General features: G+C 43.2%; 22 protein-coding genes. 21 read left to right on the plus strand and 1 reads right to left on the minus strand.

Annotated features, from left to right (window positions below):
* Positions 1-13 precede the first annotated feature (13 nt).
* From rpsE to DWX43_RS10535, 21 genes are all read left to right on the plus strand, one after another.
* Complete coding sequence (gene rpsE / locus DWX43_RS10435) at positions 14-523, plus strand: 30S ribosomal protein S5 (RefSeq protein ID WP_109732272.1); 510 nt, start codon at positions 14-16, stop codon at positions 521-523.
* A 55-nt stretch (positions 524-578) separates the two neighbouring features.
* A complete protein-coding gene (rpmD, locus tag DWX43_RS10440; protein WP_109732273.1) occupies positions 579-758 on the plus strand; it encodes a 50S ribosomal protein L30 in 180 nt (59 codons plus the stop codon).
* 26 nt (positions 759-784) lie between these two features.
* Positions 785-1225 (plus strand): 50S ribosomal protein L15, encoded by a 441-nt coding sequence (gene rplO / locus DWX43_RS10445; protein ID WP_109732274.1) that lies wholly within the window; start codon positions 785-787, stop codon positions 1223-1225.
* Positions 1225-2577: a preprotein translocase subunit SecY gene (gene secY / locus DWX43_RS10450; protein WP_109732275.1), complete on the plus strand. Its 1353-nt coding sequence runs from the start codon at positions 1225-1227 to the stop codon at positions 2575-2577. The genes rplO and secY overlap by 1 nt, the downstream gene beginning before the upstream one ends.
* An 81-nt stretch (positions 2578-2658) precedes the next feature.
* Positions 2659-3303, plus strand: coding sequence for an adenylate kinase (locus DWX43_RS10455; protein ID WP_109732276.1), 645 nt, complete (start codon positions 2659-2661; stop codon positions 3301-3303).
* Position 3304: 1 nt separating this feature from the next.
* Positions 3305-3586, plus strand: coding sequence for a KOW domain-containing RNA-binding protein (locus tag DWX43_RS10460; RefSeq protein WP_109732277.1), 282 nt, complete (start codon positions 3305-3307; stop codon positions 3584-3586).
* Positions 3587-3591: 5 nt separating this feature from the next.
* On the plus strand, positions 3592-3810 hold the full coding sequence (infA, locus tag DWX43_RS10465; protein ID WP_109732278.1) for a translation initiation factor IF-1: 219 nt from the start codon (positions 3592-3594) through the stop codon (positions 3808-3810).
* Between the two features lie 120 nt (positions 3811-3930).
* Positions 3931-4044, plus strand: a complete 114-nt coding sequence (gene rpmJ / locus DWX43_RS10470) for a 50S ribosomal protein L36 (protein ID WP_073105013.1) — start codon at positions 3931-3933, stop codon at positions 4042-4044.
* Positions 4045-4473: 429 nt separating this feature from the next.
* Positions 4474-4842 carry a 30S ribosomal protein S13 gene (rpsM, locus tag DWX43_RS10475; RefSeq protein WP_109732279.1) on the plus strand — a complete coding sequence of 123 codons (369 nt, stop codon included), beginning with the start codon at positions 4474-4476 and terminating at the stop codon, positions 4840-4842.
* A 92-nt stretch (positions 4843-4934) separates the two neighbouring features.
* Positions 4935-5330 carry a 30S ribosomal protein S11 gene (rpsK, locus tag DWX43_RS10480; protein ID WP_009001882.1) on the plus strand — a complete coding sequence of 132 codons (396 nt, stop codon included), beginning with the start codon at positions 4935-4937 and terminating at the stop codon, positions 5328-5330.
* A 110-nt stretch (positions 5331-5440) separates the two neighbouring features.
* Positions 5441-6034: a 30S ribosomal protein S4 gene (gene rpsD, locus DWX43_RS10485; protein ID WP_109732280.1), complete on the plus strand. Its 594-nt coding sequence runs from the start codon at positions 5441-5443 to the stop codon at positions 6032-6034.
* Between the two features lie 73 nt (positions 6035-6107).
* Complete coding sequence (locus DWX43_RS10490) at positions 6108-7067, plus strand: DNA-directed RNA polymerase subunit alpha (protein ID WP_109732281.1); 960 nt, start codon at positions 6108-6110, stop codon at positions 7065-7067.
* A gap of 107 nt (positions 7068-7174) precedes the next feature.
* Positions 7175-7711: a L17 family ribosomal protein gene (locus DWX43_RS10495; RefSeq protein ID WP_109732282.1), complete on the plus strand. Its 537-nt coding sequence runs from the start codon at positions 7175-7177 to the stop codon at positions 7709-7711.
* A gap of 249 nt (positions 7712-7960) precedes the next feature.
* The gene (locus DWX43_RS10500) at positions 7961-9691 is read left to right on the plus strand and encodes a histidine kinase (protein WP_118620237.1); all 1731 of its coding nucleotides are present in this window, start codon (positions 7961-7963) and stop codon (positions 9689-9691) included.
* On the plus strand, positions 9679-11241 hold the full coding sequence (locus tag DWX43_RS10505) for a response regulator (RefSeq protein ID WP_118620238.1): 1563 nt from the start codon (positions 9679-9681) through the stop codon (positions 11239-11241). Before DWX43_RS10500 ends, DWX43_RS10505 begins: the two co-directional genes overlap by 13 nt.
* 62 nt (positions 11242-11303) lie before the next feature.
* On the plus strand, positions 11304-12179 hold the full coding sequence (locus tag DWX43_RS10510) for a sugar ABC transporter permease (RefSeq protein ID WP_118620239.1): 876 nt from the start codon (positions 11304-11306) through the stop codon (positions 12177-12179).
* 4 nt (positions 12180-12183) lie between these two features.
* Complete coding sequence (locus DWX43_RS10515) at positions 12184-12990, plus strand: carbohydrate ABC transporter permease (RefSeq protein ID WP_118620240.1); 807 nt, start codon at positions 12184-12186, stop codon at positions 12988-12990.
* Between the two features lie 4 nt (positions 12991-12994).
* On the plus strand, positions 12995-14809 hold the full coding sequence (locus tag DWX43_RS10520; protein ID WP_118620241.1) for a glycoside hydrolase family 43 protein: 1815 nt from the start codon (positions 12995-12997) through the stop codon (positions 14807-14809).
* Between the two features lie 125 nt (positions 14810-14934).
* The gene (locus DWX43_RS10525) at positions 14935-16260 is read left to right on the plus strand and encodes an ABC transporter substrate-binding protein (RefSeq protein WP_118620242.1); all 1326 of its coding nucleotides are present in this window, start codon (positions 14935-14937) and stop codon (positions 16258-16260) included.
* Positions 16261-16450: 190 nt separating this feature from the next.
* Complete coding sequence (gene adhE, locus DWX43_RS10530) at positions 16451-19069, plus strand: bifunctional acetaldehyde-CoA/alcohol dehydrogenase (RefSeq protein ID WP_109732289.1); 2619 nt, start codon at positions 16451-16453, stop codon at positions 19067-19069.
* Positions 19070-19353: 284 nt separating this feature from the next.
* On the plus strand, positions 19354-20109 hold the full coding sequence (locus DWX43_RS10535) for an aminoglycoside phosphotransferase family protein (RefSeq protein ID WP_118620243.1): 756 nt from the start codon (positions 19354-19356) through the stop codon (positions 20107-20109).
* 99 nt (positions 20110-20208) lie between these two features.
* Here the strand turns inward: DWX43_RS10535 and DWX43_RS10540 are convergent, their stop codons facing one another.
* On the minus strand, positions 20209-21360 hold the full coding sequence (locus DWX43_RS10540) for a cell wall hydrolase (protein WP_118620244.1): 1152 nt from the start codon (positions 21358-21360) through the stop codon (positions 20209-20211).
* Positions 21361-21433 lie beyond the last annotated feature (73 nt).

The following is a 21433-nucleotide window of genomic DNA, read 5'->3' on the forward strand; positions in this document are numbered from 1 at the left end:
AGGGAGAACACATATGAAACAAGAACGTATTGATGCTAGCCAGATGGAATTAACAGAAAAAGTGGTATCAATTAAGCGTGTTACCAAAGTTGTTAAAGGTGGTCGTAACTTCAGATTCACAGCTTTAGTAGTTGTTGGCGATGGTAAAGGCCATGTTGGTGCAGGTTTAGGAAAAGCTACTGAAATTCCGGAAGCTATCCGCAAAGGAAAAGAGGATGCAGCTAAGAAGCTGATCACTGTTGCAATGGATGACAACGAAAGTGTAACACATGATGTTATCGGAAAATTCGGAAGTGCTTCTGTATTACTGAAGAAAGCTCCGGATGGTACAGGAGTTATTGCCGGAGGACCGGCACGTGCGGTAATCGAGATGGCAGGAATCAAGAACATCCGTACAAAATCTTTAGGTTCTAACAATAAGCAGAACGTAGTTCTTGCTACAATCGAGGGACTCAGAGAGATTAAGACTCCGGAAGAAGTTGCAAAACTTCGCGGTAAATCAGTAGACGAGATCGTAGGCTAAGAAGCTGGAGCTGTGCTCTAGCGCATATGAAGCATTCCGTAGGAGGTAAAATAGGATGGCAAATTTAAAAGTTACACTGGTTAAGTCTACAATCGGTGCTGTGCCTAAACATAAAAAGACTGTTGAAGCTCTGGGACTTAGAAAGCTCAACAAGACAGTTGTATTACCTGATAATGCAGCTACCAGAGGTATGGTACAGCAGGTTAGACACTTAGTGAAAGTTGAAGAAGCATAAATTATAAAAGATAAGGAGGTAATATCATGGACTTATCAAACTTGAGACCAGCAGACGGCTCTAAGCAGAGTGATAATTTCAGAAGGGGCCGTGGACACGGTTCTGGAAATGGTAAGACAGCCGGTAAAGGCCATAAAGGTCAGAAAGCCCGTTCAGGAGCAACAAGACCAGGCTTTGAAGGTGGTCAGATGCCTTTATACAGAAGAATACCAAAGAGAGGTTTCACATGCAGAAACTCTAAAACAATTGTTGGTATTAACTTAAATGCTTTAGAAGCATTTGAAGATGGCGCTACAGTTTCAGTTGAAACATTAATTGAGAGCGGTATCGTAAAGAATCCAAAAGACGGTGTTAAAATTCTTGGAAATGGAGAGTTAACTAAGAAGCTCACTGTTCAGGCAAATGCATTTAGTGCAAAAGCAGCTGAAAAGATAGAGGCCCTTGGTGGAAAAGCAGAGGTGATCTAATGCTAGATACTGTACGAAGAGCATTTCATATCGAAGATATCAGAAAAAGACTTTTCTATACTTTCGTAATGCTGGTCGTTGTAAGACTTGGTTCCCAGCTGCCAACGCCGGGAGTGGATCCGACCTATATTCAGAATTTTTTCGCGAATCAGACCGGTGATGCATTCAATTTTTTTGATGCATTCACCGGCGGTTCCTTTACTCAGATGTCAGTGTTTGCATTAAGCATTACACCGTACATTACATCTTCCATTATCATGCAGCTTCTTACCATCGCGATTCCAAAACTGGAAGAGATGCAGAAAGAAGGCGAAGACGGAAGAAAGAAGATCGCAGCGATTACCCGTTATGTCACGGTTGCACTTGCACTGATTGAATCAATTGCTATGGCAGTTGGATTCGGACGTCAGGGACTTCTTGTAGAATATAACTTTGTAAATGCTGCTATTGTAGTATGTACACTTACAGCAGGTTCCGCATTCCTGATGTGGATTGGTGAGCGTATTACAGAAAAAGGAGTGGGCAACGGTATTTCCATCGTCCTGCTTATTAACATTATTTCCCGAATACCCGATGACTTTGCCCAGCTCTTTACACAGTTTGTAAAAGGCAAGACGATCGCAAAGGGAGGACTTGCAGCAATCATTATCATTGCAGTCTTACTGGTTGTAGTTGTCTTCGTTATCATCCTCCAGGGTGGTGAGAGAAGAATTGCAGTACAGTATTCCCAGAAGGTACAGGGAAGAAAAACATACGGCGGACAATCTACACATATTCCGCTGAAAGTGAATACAGCTGGTGTTATCCCGGTTATCTTTGCATCATCACTGATGCAGTTCCCGACCGTTATCGCTTCCTTCTTAGGAAAAGGGAACGGCACAGGAATTGGAAGCCAGATCCTGAAGGGTATGAATTCCAATAACTGGTGTAACCCTGAAAATTTAATATATTCATTAGGACTGATTGTGTATATCGCACTTACTATTTTCTTTGCATATTTCTACACATCAATTACCTTTAATCCGCTGGAAATTGCAAACAACATGAAGAAGAGCGGTGGATTTATTCCAGGTATCCGCCCGGGTAAGCCGACTGTTGAGTACTTACAGAGGATACTGAACTACGTTATCTTCATCGGTGCATGTGGACTTGTTATTGTTCAGGTAATCCCATATTTCTTCAACGGTGTATTCAAAGCAAATGTTTCCTTCGGCGGAACATCTTTGATCATTATCGTTGGTGTAGTATTGGAGACAATCAAACAGATTGAGGCACAGATGCTTGTACGTAATTATACAGGTTTTTTGAATAGTAAAGGAAATTCCATGAAGAACAGTTTCCTTGGATATTAATTTAAACTATTTAGCTCGCCTGAGTTTTGTCCCAATAAGGATAAAACCGGCGGGTTAAAGTGCTATATGGAGGATACATTTATGAAGATTATTATGTTAGGGGCTCCTGGGGCAGGCAAAGGAACACAGGCAAAAAAAATTGCAGCAAAGTATGATATCCCTCACATTTCCACAGGTGATATTTTCAGAGCTAATATTAAGAATGGGACAGAGCTTGGACAGAAGGCTAAGACCTTTATGGACCAGGGCCTCCTTGTTCCGGACGAACTGGTGGTAGACCTTGTAGTAGACAGAGTCAATCAGGACGACTGCACAAAGGGATATGTACTTGATGGGTTCCCGAGAACAATTCCGCAGGCGGAAGCTCTGGATAAGGCACTTTCAGGTTTAGGACAGAAGATGGATTATGCCATCAATGTTGAAGTGCCTGATGAAAACATTATCCGCCGTATGTCAGGAAGAAGAGCATGTGTGGACTGCGGAGCTACTTACCATCTGGAATATGCTCCGACAAAAGAAGAAGGAATCTGTGATGTCTGCAAGGGGAAACTCATCTTAAGAGATGATGATAAACCGGAGACAGTTAAGAAGCGCCTTGGTGTTTACCACGAGCAGACCCAGCCTTTGATTGAATATTATACAAACGCTGGTATCCTGAGAGAGGTAGACGGAACGATTGATATTGACGATGTCTTTGCAGAGATCGTGAAGATACTTGGAGAATAATATGGTATTTTCACCGGGAATGCTTGTCAGATCTAAAAAAGGACGGGACAAAGGCTGTATATATGTCATAATTGATGTCAATGCTGAATATATATATCTGGCAGACGGTTTGGATAGAACTGTCTGCCATGCAAAACGAAAGAATAAAAAGCATCTGCAGGTAATAAAGAAGACAGTTTGTCCTTCTTATGCAGATGATGAAGCGATTAAGGAAAAGATTAGTAGTTATTCTCGTTTGGACACGAATGAGAATAGTAAAGTGCCAAACGTGCAGGAGGATTAGAAAGTATGTCAAAAGCTGACGTGATCGAAATTGAAGGAGTCGTAGTAGAGAAGCTGCCTAACGCAATGTTTAAGGTGGAGCTGGAGAATAAGCATATTGTGCTTGCACATATCAGCGGAAAACTGCGTATGAACTTCATTAAGATTTTACCAGGTGACAAAGTGACGTTGGAAATGTCTCCATATGACCTGAGCAAGGGAAGAATTGTCTGGAGAGATAAGTAAAAAAAGTATTGACTTTACCGCAAGAACAGTGTTACAATATGAAATGGCTGTTTTTGGATAGGTGTGCCCAAAACCGGCTCGTAACATATGGTAAAGCAAAGGATGGAAGGAGGATTTGACATGAAGGTTAGATCATCAGTAAAACCAATCTGCGAAAAATGCAAAATCATTAAAAGAAAAGGAAGCGTCAGAGTAATCTGCGAGAATCCGAAACACAAACAGAGACAAGGCTAGAGCACTTAGCGAAAGCAAGCTGTAAGCGAAGCTTGAGGTTAGTGCAAAGCCTGTTTGAAGGAACTTAACGAGGTATTTTCGAGTTTAGTGAATCGAACTTCCTTATAAAAGGACCGGAGAAGCAAGGCAATGTTTGTGTAATTAATTAGGCGGCTGACAGCGCGACACGCCAGGAGGTGTGTGGGGCTGTTTAATATACAGTAGGGATACACCGTACTGCTTGGAATGCAGAAAATGCAGTGGTGGTGTCTTTTGTATATTGCTTATAATACCCGGGTGTCATTTGCGGGAAATAAACCGTGCCGGGAAAGGGCGTGCATGAATGTGTGTGCCTGGATGCTTTTGGAGAACAGAAACACCTTTCTGGAAACCAGGGGACATCCCAGTTAGGGACAATATGAAAACAGATTTGAAATGGAGGAAAGACACATGGCTCGTATTGCAGGTGTAGACTTACCAAGAGACAAACGTGTAGAAATCGGCTTAACTTATATCTATGGAATCGGTAGAACAAGCGCAAGCCGTATTCTGGCAGAGGCAGGAATCAATCCTGATACCCGTGTCAGAGATTTAACTAGTGAAGAAGTAAAGAAGATCAGTGAAGTAATCGATGAGACTCAGACAGTAGAAGGTGATCTCAGAAGAGAAATCCAGCTGAACATCAAGAGACTGAAGGAAATCGGATGCTACCGCGGAATCCGTCATAGAAAAGGACTTCCGGTACGTGGTCAGAAGACTAAGACTAATGCAAGAACATGCAAGGGTCCTAAGAGAACTGTAGCGAATAAGAAAAAATAATGTGCCTGAATTAAGCTGCATCTGCTATGCGGCTTAGAGCACATGACAGAAAATCGAAAATAACAAGTATTCAAGAAAGTAGGTTAGTTTAAATGGCTAAGAAAGTTACCAAAAAAGTGACAAAGAAACGTGTCAAGAAAAACGTTGAACGAGGACAAGCACACATCCAGTCATCTTTTAATAATACAATCGTTACATTAACAGATGCACAGGGAAATGCTCTTTCATGGGCAAGTGCAGGCGGTCTGGGATTTAGAGGTTCAAGGAAATCTACTCCATATGCAGCACAGATGGCAGCTGAGACAGCAGCAAAAGCAGCATTAGTACATGGTCTGAAAACGGTAGACGTTTTTGTAAAGGGTCCAGGATCAGGAAGAGAAGCAGCAATCCGTGCGCTTCAGGCATGCGGTATTGATGTAACAAGCATCAAGGACGTAACTCCGGTACCACATAACGGATGCCGCCCACCGAAACGCAGAAGAGTATAGTGATCGAGAGATATCAGAGTCGATAACAGATATTCAGGAGAAACTTTTGTGCGGATGCAAAGCCCCTGTGAGGGATATGATTTTCCGCTGATATTTTAGGAGGAAGCGAAATGGCAGTAAATAGAGTTCCAGTTCTTAAAAGATGCCGTTCATTAGGTATGGACCCAATCTATTTAGGAATCAACAAAAAATCTAACAGACAGTTAAAAAGATCAAACAGAAAAATGAGCGAGTATGGTCTTCAGTTACGTGAAAAACAGAAAGCTAAATTTATCTATGGTGTATTAGAGAAACCTTTCAGAAACTACTATGCTAAAGCAAAACAGTTAGAAGGTATGACAGGTGAAAACCTGATGATCATTCTTGAGACCAGACTGGACAACGTAATGTTCCGTATGGGATTCGCAAGAACAAGAAAAGAAGCAAGACAGATTGTTGACCACAAGCACGTACTTGTTAACGGCAAGCAGGTAAACATCCCATCTTACCTTGTAAAAGCCGGAGATACTATTGAAATCAAAGAAAAGCACAAAGGAAGCCAGAGATATAAAGATATCTTAGAGGCAACAGGCGGAAACATGGTTCCTGAATGGTTAGATGTAGATGCAGAAAACCTGAAGGGTACAGTAAAAGAGCTTCCAAGAAGAGAAGCAATTGATGTTCCTGTTGATGAGATGTTAATCGTCGAGTTATATTCTAAATAATCTTTAGGTATAGCTTGTGACGGAGACATCGTACCCCCTCAACATATTTTAACCCATAAGGAGGGTCTGTGTAGTGTTTGATTTTAATAAACCTAATATTGAAATTACAGAAATTTCAGAAGATAAAAAATATGGAAGATTTGTTGTGGAACCTCTTGAGAGAGGATATGGAACGACCCTCGGCAACTCCCTGAGAAGAATCATGCTTTCTTCTCTTCCGGGAGCAGCTATCAGTTCTGTAAAGATCGACGGAGTTCTGCACGAATTCAGCTCCATACCGGGTGTAAAAGAAGATGTGACCGAGATTATCATGAACCTGAAATCACTGGCAATCAAGAACACATCAGAATCAGACGAAGTAAAGACTGCATATATCGAATTTGAAGGTGAAGGCGTTGTAACAGGTGCTGACATCCAGGCGGATTCCGATATCGAGATTATGAATCCTGAACAGGTTATCGCTACATTAAGCGGTGGCAAGGACAGCAAGCTGTACATGGAACTTACCATTACAAAAGGCAGAGGATACGTAAGCGCAGACAAAAACAAGAGCGAAGACTTACCGATTGGTGTTATTCCGATTGATTCCATCTATACACCGGTAGAGCGTGTGAATCTGACAGTTCAGAACACACGTGTCGGCCAGATTACTGACTATGACAAACTTACATTAGATGTATGGACAAAGGGAACATTGCTTCCTGACGAGGCTGTCAGCCTTGCGGCTAAAGTCTTAAGCGAGCATCTGAAGTTGTTCATTGACTTGTCAGAGGTGGCTCAGGCTGCTGAAGTCATGATTGAAAAAGAAGATGACGAGAAGGAAAAAGTACTGGAAATGAGCATTGATGAATTAGAGCTTTCAGTACGTTCATACAACTGTCTGAAGAGAGCCGGCATTAATACCGTAGAGGAGCTTACCAACAAGACACCTGAGGATATGATGAAGGTGCGTAACCTTGGACGTAAGTCACTGGAAGAAGTGCTGGCTAAGCTGAAGGAATTAGACCTTGAGCTGAACCAGGGTGATGAGTAATATTATTTGAATTATCCTGTCAGTAAGACCGAAGGGCATGGCGGGAGCATTTGATTAATAAGACCGAAGACGCATAACCAAATGTTTAAAAATGGAGGATAAGAACAATGGCAAAGTATAGAAAACTCGGCAGAACATCAAGCCAGAGAAAAGCCTTAATTAGAAATCAGGTAACAGCATTACTGAACAACGGTAAGATTGTTACAACAGAAGCGAAAGCAAAAGAGATCCGCAAAGTGGCAGAAGGATTAATTGCTATGGCTGTAAAAGAAAAAGACAACTTCGAAGAAGTTACAGTAAAAGCTAAAGTTGCCCGCAAGGACAAAGACGGCAAGAGAGTGAAAGAAGTCGTTGATGGAAAGAAAGTTACTGTATATGACGAAGTAGACAAGAAGATCAAAAAGGACATGGCAAGCAGACTTCATGCAAGAAGAGAAATGCTGAAAGTTCTTTACCCTGTAAAAGAAGTTCCTACAGCAGCTGCAGGAAGAAAGAAAAATACGAAGGAAGTTGACCTTGTAGAGAAATTATTCTCAGAGATCGCTCCGAAGTATGCAGACCGCAACGGTGGATATACAAGAATCGTAAAGATTGGCCAGCGTAAAGGTGATGCAGCTATGGAAGTTCTGATCGAATTAGTTTAATTCTACCAGCAATTAGAAAATATAGAGAACAGAGATATGAAGAGATTCATATTTCTGTTCTTTTTTTGTCTCTTGAAATATTCTTTTCCTGATGTATAATCTCCTGAATAGCATCGGGCTCCAGTAAATGTTATGCAAGAGGGGCTTAAGGACACAGCAAAAAAGAAGAGTAATACGCAAAGATTTATATAAAATATTTGCATGAATTCGGTTATAATGAAAAAAAGGTGTTTATGAGGAGGGGATAACATGAGAATCAGAAATAAGATACTGCTTACATGGATGGCGACATTGCTATTTATTGGAATTATAATTACAGGCATCTGGTATCACACCAGTTCAAGACTGTCGAATACCTATCTGAAAAACGTGTCTGAAAGTGCGATGAGGGATGCCTACCACGCGTTTGAGTACCTTCTGACAGATACCTCCTACATGACGACATTGGTTGCCACCAATGAATCAAATATTATTCAGCCCGTAGTCAGGCTCAATAGCGAGGAGATCAGCCAGAAAGGGCAGTGGAACCAGAACTATCTGAATAACCGCAGGACAATCATGGATTATATCAAGGGGCTGAACGGGTATAAATACTATATATCGGGAATCGCTGTTGCGGCCAATCAAGAGTGTGTTTTTTCTACAAATTATATTATTCAGGATAAAAAGAAACTTTATGATGATATTACAAAGCTGGACCAGGAGAAACTGAAGTATTCTATGGTAATGATGGAGCCCCTCCACCTTGAAGGGCTGAAGTCTACGGTTTCCAGTGATTACGTGCTGCCGGCGGTCCGGGGAATCGTAGATGACAAAGGGCAGGTCAAGGGGTATGTCATTTTATATTTTGACTATGGGGTTATTGACCAGATGTTTTCTGCCAATCTTCCGAAAGGAAGCTTTTTTCAGGTGGTCAACGAACAGGGAGCTGTTATCTTTTCAAATGATGAAAGCAAGGCGTTTGATGCTGATTCTCTAGAAAATGGCTATGCAAAGAATACCTATCGGGCAGAGAGCGTAGGGTGGACCTTTCATATGGCAATCCCTTCTAAATTTTATACAGCAGACATCCAGCGGACAGCCCTCATGAGTGCTCTCATTACGGCGGCTATTATTTTTCTTGCCCTGCTAGGGTCGGCAGTCTTAATATCCCGGATGACAACGGAAATCAGCGTATTAAGCAGTAAAATGAAACGTGTGTCCACAGGGGATCTGACGGTCAGCTATGAAGTTAAAGAGGAGGACGAGATAGGCCAGATGGGGAGGACGTTTAACCATATGGTGCTGCGCATCCGGGAACTGATGGACCGTGTGACAGAGGAGGAAAGGGAAAAAAGGCGCAATGAGATGGCATTTCTGCAGGCACAGATTAATCCCCACTTTGTTTCAAATGTAATGAATAACGTAGTCTGGATGGCGAAAATTCAGCATGCGGATAATATTATCCCTTTAGTGAACTCTTTGAATGCACTCTTGCAGAATGTTATGCATCAGGACAAGGAACTCATCCATCTTAAGAACGAATTGGAATATGTGGATAATTACCTGACGATTATGGAGTACAGCGGAAGCTATGATTTTCTGCTGAAAAAAGACGTAGATGAAGATACGCAGTCTTTGTTTATTCCAAGGTTTATCCTGCAGCCTATTGTTGAGAATGCTATTTATCATGGAATGCCAGAGGATCTATCCAGACAGGGGAGGATTGTGATTTCAACAAAGATACAGGACGATTTCCTCAAAATTACTGTAGAGGACAATGGAGAAGGAATCTCTATGCAAAAAGCGGAAGATATCCTGAAAAAGGGGAAGCAGAAAAACAGGTCATTTAATGGAATCGGAGTTGTGAATGTCAACCAGAGAATCCGCTTATATTTTGGGCAGCCATATGGACTGGATTATGAGAGTGAAAAGGGGAAGTATACCAGATGTATTTTAACACTTCCGGTGATAAAGGAGGACACCCGATGGCAAAAATAAAAATCGTGCTTGTGGACGATGAACTGACCGCGCGAAACACCATAAAAAGATATCTGGAAGGCAGCAGCACCTATGAAGTAGTAGCCGATTTTGCAAATGGAAAGGCTGTACTGGAATGGTTAAGGAAAAATAAAACTGACATTTTGCTCTGTGACATGCAGATGCCCGAGATAAATGGCGTGGAGCTGATGAGAAGTGTCCATATCATTGACGAATACCTGCCTGTAATTGCAATCAGCGGCTACGATGATTTCAATTATGTCAGGGGGAGCCTGATTAATGGGGCTGCGAACTATCTGCTCAAGCATGAGCTTACAAAGGAACAGCTTCTCAAGGTATTGGATCAGGTGCGGGATAAATACCGCATTGTGCCGGAGGGGAAGGAGATCTACCGGAAAAAGGGATACTGTATCTATGAAGAATCTGAATTTTTGCCGGAAAGAATACAGAAGCTGGTAGAAGAGGGAAAAGTTGATTTTAGCACCCAGAATACTGTGCCGGTAGCCATAAGCCCTGATTTTAAATTGCATAAGGGCGTTAATCCATCCGAATATAAGCAAGATATATGCAAGGCAATTCTTGACATGCTGGGACAGATTCTGGCGGATAAATATCCCTATTTGATTTATGTAACAAAGAAGAACCATATGATACTCCTGCTTTCTTTTAAAGAAGAACGCAGCATGCTTTATATGATTAATTCCCAGAGCAATCTGGTGGACCGCCTGCAGAGGCAGGTCATAAGGATGCTGGATACTACCATTACGGTAATCAGTGGCGAAATCCACGGGAATCTGGAGAGTGCAGTCTCAGAAGCGTTAATGATGGAAAAACTGCTGGAAGACAAACTGTATCTGGGAGGGAACCGTATTCTTTCTTTTGCTGTGGCGAAAGGAATCACGTATTATAACGGGGAGCTGCCGGGAAAATTGTGGGAACAGCTCGTATTTGAATTGTCAAAACATATGGGGAGCTGCCTTGACACTATATACGATATGCTGGAGTTCATGGAGCAGAAACGTTTTACGTGGGAATGCGTTTTCCAAAGCTGTTGGACAATCCTGAATTTACTACAGCAAGAAGAACTTTTGGAAGAAAAAGAGAAACAAGATACGCTCTCAATCATGAAGGAGTATGAGGAATATGAGCAGTTTCGAAGCGAAATACTGGAGCAGTTCCGCAGGAGCATCCAGTCTTTCAGAATGGAAAGGAAACAGCGGTATTCCTCATCAGTAGGACAGATTATCGAATATATAGGGCAGAACATCGCGGGTGATATCTCTTTAGAGAAGTGTGCGGAACTGGTGGACTGCAGTTATACGTATCTGAGCCGCGAGTTCAAAAAAGAGACGGGAATGCGGTTTGTAGAGTTTTTAAATCATCAGAGAGTAAATCAGGCAAAAAGCCTTTTGATTCGTGGGGACATATCTATGAAACAGATTGTGGAAATGTCCGGGTTCCGGAATTACAACTATTTCTTCAAGGTCTTTAAGGAGATAGAGGGCATGACGCCCAGTGAGTTCACAGCAAAAAAACAGAGTAATAGCTAAAATTATGTTGTCTTTTTTGCCTTCGTTTGCCTTTATACTTTTTTCATGGAGGTGAAAGGTAAATGAAGAAACTAGGAAAAAAGAATGAGAAGATAGCGTATCTGTATATCCTGCCTTTGCTGGTGTTGTCCTTTGCGCTGGTGTATTACTGCATTATTGATACGGCTATTGTAAGTTTTACGGACTGGGACGGCATGTCTGACAGCTTTCAGTTCGTGGGATTTAAAAATTACACAAAGATGCTGGCAGACAGTGTTTTCTGGAAATCCGTGGCCAATAATATCATTTTCTTTGTGGGAACGGTGTTCATCCAGGCACTTCTGGGCTTTATTCTGGCAGTTTTCTTGAAAAGAAAGCTATTTGGTTCCAATGTCTTTAAGGCCATCTATTTTCTGCCGATTGCAATGGCTACATCCATCATTACAGCCATATTTAAGATCATCATGGACCCGACCAACGGGACGCTCAACCAGTTCCTGCGGGCAATCCATCTGGGGGGACTGGCACAGAGCTGGCTGGGGGATCCGAAGATCGCCTTGATTTCAGTTATCGTGGTCAACATCTTTCAATGGATGGGATTTTCCATGATTACCTATTATGCCGGGCTGATGGCCCTGCCGGATGATGTCTACGAGGCGGCGAAGATTGACGGGGCAGGCTTTTGGAGGACCACGTTCTCTGTGACATTCCCTATGCTGAAGGGAACGACAAATGTACTCATTATCCTTGGCATTGTGGGATCGCTGAAGACCTTCGACTTGGTCAAGCTGCTGACAGGTGGCGGTCCGGGACGGGCAACGACAGTCATGAACACGTATCTGTATGAGAAGGCTTTCAATGATTTTAATGCGGGAGGCGCGGCATCCATTGGAGTTGCCATCCTGATCATTGCTATGATCATGTCATTCTTACAGATTAAATTGGGAAAGGAGGATTAAGGAGATGAAATTAAAAAAGAAAGTGAAATCAGTTTTGCCGACCTATGCAGTCCTGATATTCTTTGCCCTTATCTGGATTCTGCCGCTGATCATTGCTCTGACAAAATCCTTTACGATCAATGGTTTTGGAAATTATGCTTATGTATTAAACTACGAAAAAATAAATTATTTCCGTGTCATTTCTAACAGTTTATTTATTGGAGTGGTGACAGCGGTTACAGTAACCGTGATTACCGCATTGGCAGCTTTTGCGTTTTCCAAAATGCACTTCAGAGGGCAGAAGATTATATACGGAGCCATGCTGGCATGTCTGGCAGTCCCAGTGGCGGCTGTGACAAGCCCATTGTTTGCAACTATTAAGAATCTAGGAATGCTGGATACACATTTTGGCGTAATCCTCCCGTTGATTGCCTTTAATTCGCCCATGATGCTTCTGATGCTGAAGAACTATTTTGACACGATTCCAGATGAACTTCTGGAGAGCGTACGGATTGATGGGGGATCAAGCTTTTGTATCTGGCGCCAGTTCATGATTCCTCTAAGTGTCCCGATGGTGGCCAATGTACTCATCCTGACCTTTATTTATTCATGGAATGATTATCTGGTCCCCCTTCTGGTTATGAGGAGTGAGGAAAATTATCCGGTTACCCTTGCGGCCCAGTATTTTATGTCCAGCACGTATCAGAGCCCGGTGGATGTGGCGAGGATTTATGCAGTCATGATTATGCTGGCACTGCCATCAATACTGGTTTATCTGGTCAGCCAGAAGTTTCTGGTGGCAGGTATCACATCTGGTTCAGTGAAAGGATAGAGAAATGAGAGAGAATAATATGTTTTGTAATCCCGTGGTCTTTTCAGACGGAAAAAGACACACGAATCCAGACCCCTATATCCTGCGATGGTGTGGGAACTATTACTGTTACGCTACGGATGAGTCTGGCGTGAAGGTCAGCATATCCAAGAACCTGACCGACTGGTGCTATGAGGGATATGCAATAAAGGAAGATACTTACAGAAATTACTGGGCTCCCTCAGTTATCTATATCAATGGCACTTTTTACATGTACTATTCCAATGTGCCTGCTGAATCATCAGACCGCCATGAGGAATGTCTGAAGCTTGCCATTTCGGACCGTCCGGAAGGACCGTTCTTCTGGAAGAAAACGTTTTTTGAAAAATTTTCCATTGACTCCCATCCGGTGATGTGGAATGGAAAACAGTATATGTTCTATTCCGTCAACGATTGGATCGGGACGGATGAGAAGATTGCCGGAACCTGTATTCTGGTGGACGAGATGGTATCACCGGAGCAGTTTGCAAAAACTCCAAGGAAAGTAATTCTGCCTACTCTGAAACAGGAAATCTACGAGGAGAACCGGTTCGGTGACGGCCGCGACTGGTACACCATTGAAGGGGCGGCTCCCATTGTGCGGGGACAGCGGTTCTGGCTGCTTTATTCTGCGAATGCTTATGTAAACGAAGATTATTTTGTTGGTACAACCGTTGCTGACAGCAAAGACAGACTGATGGATATGAACTGGAAGAAATATCCGTCAGATGATATCTGGTATCCTCTCCTGAAGAAGAATGAAATGGTGGAGGGCACCGGGCACAACACAGTAGAGAAAGCACCGAATATGCTGGATGACTGGATTATCTACCACGGAAGAAAGGCAGAGGAGATACTTGATCCGGATATAGAACAGCGCGAGATGTATATAGAACCGCTTTATTTTAGCGGGGATAAAGTGGTCTGTTTCGGTCCTTCTTCTCAGATGCAGGAAAGTCCCGGGAATCCCGAGGTCCAGATAAAGAATGCGTATATTACAGAAAAGCAGATGCTCTGTCCGGGCAGCCCCTTTTACATTGCTGAATTCTGGATATCTGCCCAAAACAGCCATACGGGAATGCGTTATGGCATCCTGACCGACTATAAAAATGAAAATAATTATCTGGAAATCCAGATATGCAGCGGGAAAAATGAAGTAAAGGCCATACAGAATGCGGATGGAATCAAGGGCTGTGTTCTGACCGAAAAATTAGAACAGGATTTTGAACATACTGTGCCCCATCTGATCCGGATCGAAAAGAAGTTTCACAGGTATGAACTCCGGATTGACTATGCGCCTGAGATATCCTTTGAAGTCCATGCTGGTGACATGGATCAAAGAGAAAGTACTGTGGGTATCATTTCTCATTTTTCAAAGGTGAGGATGCATAGTTTTACTTTGACAAGGGGAGTGGTTCTGGAGGGTAAAGGCCTGCAGGATCTGGGGAAAATATACTGTGTGAGCCCGGCAGTGGCTGATAAAGATGGCCTGCGCAGCTTAGAAAATACGTTAAAATTGGAGAAAAAATGTGAAGCTCTGGACTTTACGGAGGAGCTTCAGATTGAAGCGGCTTGTGCCTCTGATAACAGCACAGTTTTCAAATGGAATGACGGACAGAGTATTTCTATCGAGCATGAAGACCGTGCGTATTCTGTATATTACATTCGCCGCGGAGGTAGGGAATGGCTGATTGCAGACGGCAAAAAGCTGGAAATCCGGGAGAGTACCGGCAGAGAGAGGACTGTGCAGATTTGTCTGACAAACAGCAAAATAACAGAATACAGGTTTGCAAAAAATTAAAAGAAAAGGCAAAAAAATAGAGTGAATGCAGGGGAAAAATTCGTGTATTCTGAAAATACAAAAAACAAATGCTGGAAGTTCATAGTTCAGAACAGTTACAGCAAACTTTTAAGGAGGAAAAAGTAATGAAGAGAATGAAAAAATTTCTTGCCTTGTTTACCGCAGCAGCAATGGTTATGTCACTAGCCGGATGTGGGGGGAATAGTAAGGAAACAAAAAAAGGGGATGCAGATGGGGATGGGAAGGTTACACTAAGTTTCTGGTCCTGGCTCCCGACGAACGACCAGTCGGACGCTTTGATTGAAGGATTTGAAAAAGAAAATCCGGATATTAAAATTGATTATACCCGTACCGAGCAGGATGACTTTTTTGAAAAGCTACAGGTAGCGATGGCTTCCGGTACAGGTCCGGATCTCTACGGTATGACGACTGGCTCCATGATGGAACAGTATGCAAAGTTCTCTGTAGACATGAAGGAAACGGCAGATGAATATTGGGAAGGATGGTCAGGCAAGATTAACGAGAACGCAGTAGCGCAGTGTACAACAGAAGATGGCACAATGGCAGGCATGCCGCTTCTGGTTGCAGGTATGACGACGATGATGTATAACAAAACACTGATGGATGAGTGCGGCATTGATAAGGTCCCGACTACATATGCTGAGCTGAAGGATGCAGCGGCAAAGGCAAAAGAGCATGGCTATGTATGTGTGGCAGCAGGGGCGGCCGATGACTGGGTAAACTCTGACTGGTTTGTACAGGCATCCAATGAATTTGAAAACGGTGCCGTATATGAGGCTGAAAAGGGTGAACGTAAATGGACGGACCAGTGCTTTGTGGATACAATGACAGCATGGCAGAAACTTTTCACGGACGGGGTTTTTGAGGATGGCGCCCTTGGCGTGGCAACTTACCCAGATGCACGTGACCAGTATTTCTTTGCAAGAAAATCAGTATTCTTCATGACCGGCTCCTGGCATTTAGGACCAACATCCCCATCTAATTCAGAGCTGGAAGGTACGGCGATCCAGAGCAGCAAAGATGTCATCGGCATGGAACCGTTCCCATCTGTATCAGACAGCGATGAAATCCTTGGAACGTCAGGTGTGGATGTAATGATCAGCATGAACAATGATTGTAAAGAAAAAGAAGCGGCCATGAAATTCATTGAATATCTGGCAGACGGCGAGGGACAGCAGTACTGGGTAAATTACCTGCAGGGGTCTCCCGTATCTAATGAGATCTCCTACACTGGAGATGTGGATGGAGAACTGCAGCAGCAGTCTATCGATAATGTTAATAAATATGTGGCAGATGCAGCAGGAAACAGAAAACTTGCAAACAGTGAACTTGAGAAAGCAATTCAGGTTGCGATGCAGAATGTGGCAGCAGGGGGAGACCCGGTAAAAGAACTTGCGACTGTCCAATCGGTGGCAGATGCTCAGGAATAGCGGTAAAAAAACAAGTCAAAAGGTCGAACATTAGTTTTGAATAGGGGCTGTTTTGTGCAATATATACAATAAATGTTAAAAATATAACGTTAAAAGTTTGACAAAAGGCGTATTGACAATATTTTAACGATAGGATATACTGATACCTGTAATTAAGAAAAACAATTCAATTACGGGAGGAAAAATTGAAATGGCAAAGAAGGATAAGGTCGTAGTACCTGAGGTAGTTGACAGCGTGGAAACACTGGAAGCAAAAATGAAAGCAATGCGTGAGGCGCAGAAAGTATTTGCTACTTTCACACAGGAGCAGGTAGATAAGATTTTTTATGAAGCAGCCCTTGCGGCTAATAAGATGAGAATTCCGCTTGCTAAGATGGCAGTAGAGGAAACTCAGAGAGGTATTGTAGAAGATAAGGTTATCAAGAACCACTATGCAGCAGAATATATCTACAATGCTTATAAGAATACCAAAACATGCGGTGTTATCGAAGAAGATCCTGCATTTGGTATTAAAAAAATTGCAGAGCCGATCGGTCTGGTAGCAGCAGTTATCCCGACGACAAACCCGACTTCTACGGCAATCTTTAAGACCCTGATTTGTCTGAAAACAAGAAATGCTATTATCATAAGCCCACATCCGGCAGCTAAGGCTTGTACAATCGCAGCAGCTAAGGTTGTTCTGGACGCAGCTGTAAAAGCAGGTGCACCGGAAGGAATCATCGGATGGATCGATGTTCCGTCACTGGAACTGACAAACACTGTTATGAAGGATTCTGATATTATCCTCGCAACAGGCGGACCGGGAATGGTTAAGGCTGCATATTCTTCAGGAAAACCGGCACTCGGTGTTGGACCTGGAAATACACCTGTAATTATTGATGATACAGCAGATGTGAAGATGGCAGTAAACTCTATCATCCACTCTAAGACATTTGATAATGGTATGATCTGTGCTTCCGAGCAGTCAGTTACTGTACTGGACAGCATTTATGACGAAGTAAAGAAAGAATTCGCTTACCGCGGATGCTACTTCCTGAAGAAAGGCGCAGAACTGGATAAGGTTCGTAAGACAATCATTATCAACGGCGCCCTGAATAACAAGATTCCAGGAAAGTCAGCATATGAGATCGCTAAGCTGGCCGGTGTAGATGTTCCGGAAGATACAAAGATCCTGATCGGTGAAGTGGAATCAGTTGATATATCAGAAGAATTTGCACACGAAAAATTATCTCCTGTACTTGGTATGTATAAAGCAAAAACTTTTGATGAGGCACTTGAAAAGGCAGCCCAGCTGGTAGCAGACGGCGGATATGGACATACAGCATCACTTTACGTACATCCTGCACAGACAGAAAAAATAGCAAAACATGCGGCAGCAATGAAAACTTGCCGTGTACTTATTAATACACCTTCTTCTCACGGCGGTATCGGAGACCTGTACAACTTCAAGATGGCTCCGTCCCTTACACTGGGATGTGGTTCATGGGGCGGAAACTCCGTATCTGAAAACGTAGGAGTAAAACACTTACTGAATGTGAAGACAGTAGCTGAGAGGAGAGAAAATATGCTTTGGTTCAGAGTACCTGAAAAAGTTTACTTCAAGAAAGGCTGTATGCCAGTGGCACTGGATGAGCTTGGAACAGTTATGAATAAAAAGAAAGCATTTATCGTAACAGACTCATTCCTGTATAAGAACGGTTATGTAGCGCCGATTGAAGCGAAACTGGACGAGATGGGAATTCAGCATACATGCTTCTACGAAGTAGCTCCGGACCCGACACTGCAGTGTGCACGCAAGGGTGCTGACCTGATGCGGTCCTTCGAGCCTGACACAATTATCGCACTCGGCGGTGGTTCTGCAATGGATGCAGCAAAGATTATGTGGGTAATGTATGAGCATCCGGAAGCAAACTTCGAAGACATGGCTATGGACTTCATGGACATCAGAAAGAGAGTATTTACATTCCCTAAGATGGGAGAGAAAGCTTACTTTGTAGCGATCCCTACTTCTTCAGGAACAGGTTCCGAAGTAACACCGTTCGCAATCATCACGGACGCTGAGACAGGCGTTAAATGGCCGCTGGCAGACTACGAACTGCTTCCGAATATGGCAATCGTTGATGTTGATAATATGATGACCCAGCCGAAGGGACTGACAAGCGCGTCCGGTATCGATGTTATGACACATGCAATCGAGGCATACGTTTCTATCATGGCAACAGACTTCACAGATGGTCTGGCTATGAAGGCTGTAAAGAGCGTATTTGATTACCTGCCGTCAGCATATGAGAACGGGGCTAATGATCCGAAGGCACGTGAAATGATGGCAAATGCTTCCTGTATGGCAGGTATGGCATTCGCAAACGCATTCCTCGGACTGAACCACTCTATGGCTCATAAACTGGGTGCTTTCCACCACCTGCCACACGGTGTTGCAAATGCAGTTATCCTGACAGAGGTTATGAAATATAACTCAGCAGAAGTACCAACCAAGATGGGTACATTCTCACAGTACCAGTATCCACATGCACTTGCTAGATATGCTGAATTAGGACGTTTTGCAGGATGCACAGGAAAGGATGACCAGGAAGTATTTGATAACTTCATCGCTAAACTGGAAGACCTGAAAGAGAAGATCGGTATCAAGAAGACAATCAAAGACTACGGTATCGATGAGAAGTACTTCCTCGATACACTGGATGACATGGTAGAGCAGGCATTCAATGACCAGTGTACAGGAGCTAACCCGAGATATCCATTAATGAAGGAAATCAAAGAGCTCTACTTAAAATGCTACTACGGCAAATAAGCCTTTCAAAACTTATTGACCCTGGTAGTCCAATAAGGATAAATTTTTTCTCACGGGCAGGAGCGCGGCATTTAGGTGCCGCGCTCCTGCATTTGTGCGTGATAGAGAAAACCTCCCGCCTTCTGCATGGGTAATTTATTGGTTAAAAAAATAACAATATATAAAATATAAAAAACTTAGTTAAAAATTGCACAAAATTTACACAGGGGGCTTACATTGTTAAAAAAGTTGATGTATAATAAAAACAACTTAAAAAACGGCAGCAAAATCAGGAGGAATAACTTATGAAGCTGGAAGAAAAAAATTTAATCGTAGAACGTCCTTATAAGAAAGTATACAAATGTGATGACAGCGTAGTCAAAGTATTTGAAACGACACATCCGAAGTCAGATGTATTTAATGAGGCATTGAATACAGCAAGAGTGGAAGATACCGGTCTGGATATACCGAAGGTTAAGGAAGTCACCCAGATTGACGGCAAATGGGCGATTGCAATTGAATACAAGGCAGGAAAGACACTGGAAGAGATGATGGAAGGCGACAGGGGCAATCTGGAGAAATATATGGAAGACTTCGTAGACCTCCAGATTACGGTACACAGCAAGACATCTCCGCGCCTGAATAAACTGAAAGATAAGCTGTCAAGCCAGATCAACAGCCTGAAAGAAGTGGATGCAACGACACGCTACGAACTTCTCACGAGACTGGAAAGCATGCCGAAGCATAATAAAGTCTGCCACGGAGATTTTAACCCGAGCAATGTTATCGTTGCAAAGAACGGCAAGATGACAGTGGTCGACTGGGCACATGCCACACAGGGAAATGCAAGCGCTGATGCAGCTATGACATATCTCCTGTTCGCCCTGAAGGATCAGGAAGCGGCAGATATGTATATGAAGATATTCTGCAGAAAGAGCGATACTGCAATGCAGTACGTACAGCAGTGGCTCCCGATCGTCGCAGCCGCACAGCTGACAAAGGATAATGAACTGGAAAAAGATTTCCTTATGAAGTGGATTGACGTTTTTGATTATCAGTAAGGAATGAAGATAAATTAAAAATAAAAGAAGCACTGTATTATGGCATGCATAGTAATATGCGCCATAGTACAGTGCTTCTTTTTAAGCCGGATTTCGTGCCTACCAGCCCTGGAAGAACAGGTTATTGCCAATATTAACGCCGGGCCTGTCCGTTGCCCCTGCATAGAGGAAATAGTAACAGTCCTGTACTGCGGCAAGCCTTGCCCCATTTATCGCATCCTGTGCCACGGTATATGCCAGATCACTGGCGCCGCTCGACAGTACAGCATCGAGCCTTCCGGACCAAACCGGTTCGAACTGCCCGGAAGCATAGACAACGTCTGTAATACTATTCGGGAATATAGGACTGTAAACACGGTTCATAATCACCGTTGCGACAGCAAGCATGGAGTTGTAATCATGCATCGCTTCACAGTCCAGTATAGCTGCGAATACATCCAGATCACTTCCGCCGACATTCGTGGCTCCGCCATTTACAACACTGTCATCATACCCGCCGCCTCCGGAATTGCCGCCGCCTGAGCTGCCGTTGTCGGAATTATTATTACCGGAAGTACTGGCGTTGGCTTTTGCATTTGCCTCCTCGGCAGCTTTCGCTTTTGCTGCAGCTTCGGCAGCAGCCGCGGCTTTTGCTGCCTCTTCTGCCTTAAGCTTTTCGAGCTGTGCTTTGTATGTTTCCAGATCGGTTGAGGTTTCCTTTGCCTTCTGCTTAAGCTGCTCCTCCTGTTTCTCCAGATCTTTCTGGATCGCCACGAGGGAAGTCTGCTGTGCTTCCAGCGTTTCTTTCTTATCTGCAATTTCCTGACGTGTCTTCTGAAGCTCGGTCAGCATGTCCCGGTCATAGTCGCTGATATTCTGGATAAAATCCGCCTTGTTTAAGAAATCTGTCATGCTTTCTGCTGAAAACAGCATTTCTAAAAGTGTTGCGTTGCCGGTTTCGTACATATACTTAATACGGGTCTTCATGTCATCGTATTGTTTAGCCTCGTTAGCCTTGGCTTCATCTAAGGAATCTTTCGTTCTTAGGATTTCACCATTAGTTATTTCGACCTGCATTTCGGCAGTGGAGATCTCGTCACTTATGGCCAGAAGATCCTTGTTGATGCCGCTAAGCTGATCCTGCAAATCAGAAGTTTTGCTTTTCAGACTTTCCTGGTCCTCTGCATATACGGGGAAAACGGAAAGTACTAATACGAGAGAACAAACAAATGCCAGTATGGCCCGTCCTCCGCGTTTTGAGCGCAATTTCATAATTTCCAAATCCTTTCTTAATTGTTTTTTACTTCCTGCCGGCAAGCCTGTACAGGGTAAAAATTGTTTTGCG

Source organism: Clostridium sp. AF19-22AC (assembly GCF_003479085.1).
Lineage (GTDB): Bacteria > Bacillota > Clostridia > Lachnospirales > Lachnospiraceae > Faecalicatena_A > Faecalicatena_A orotica.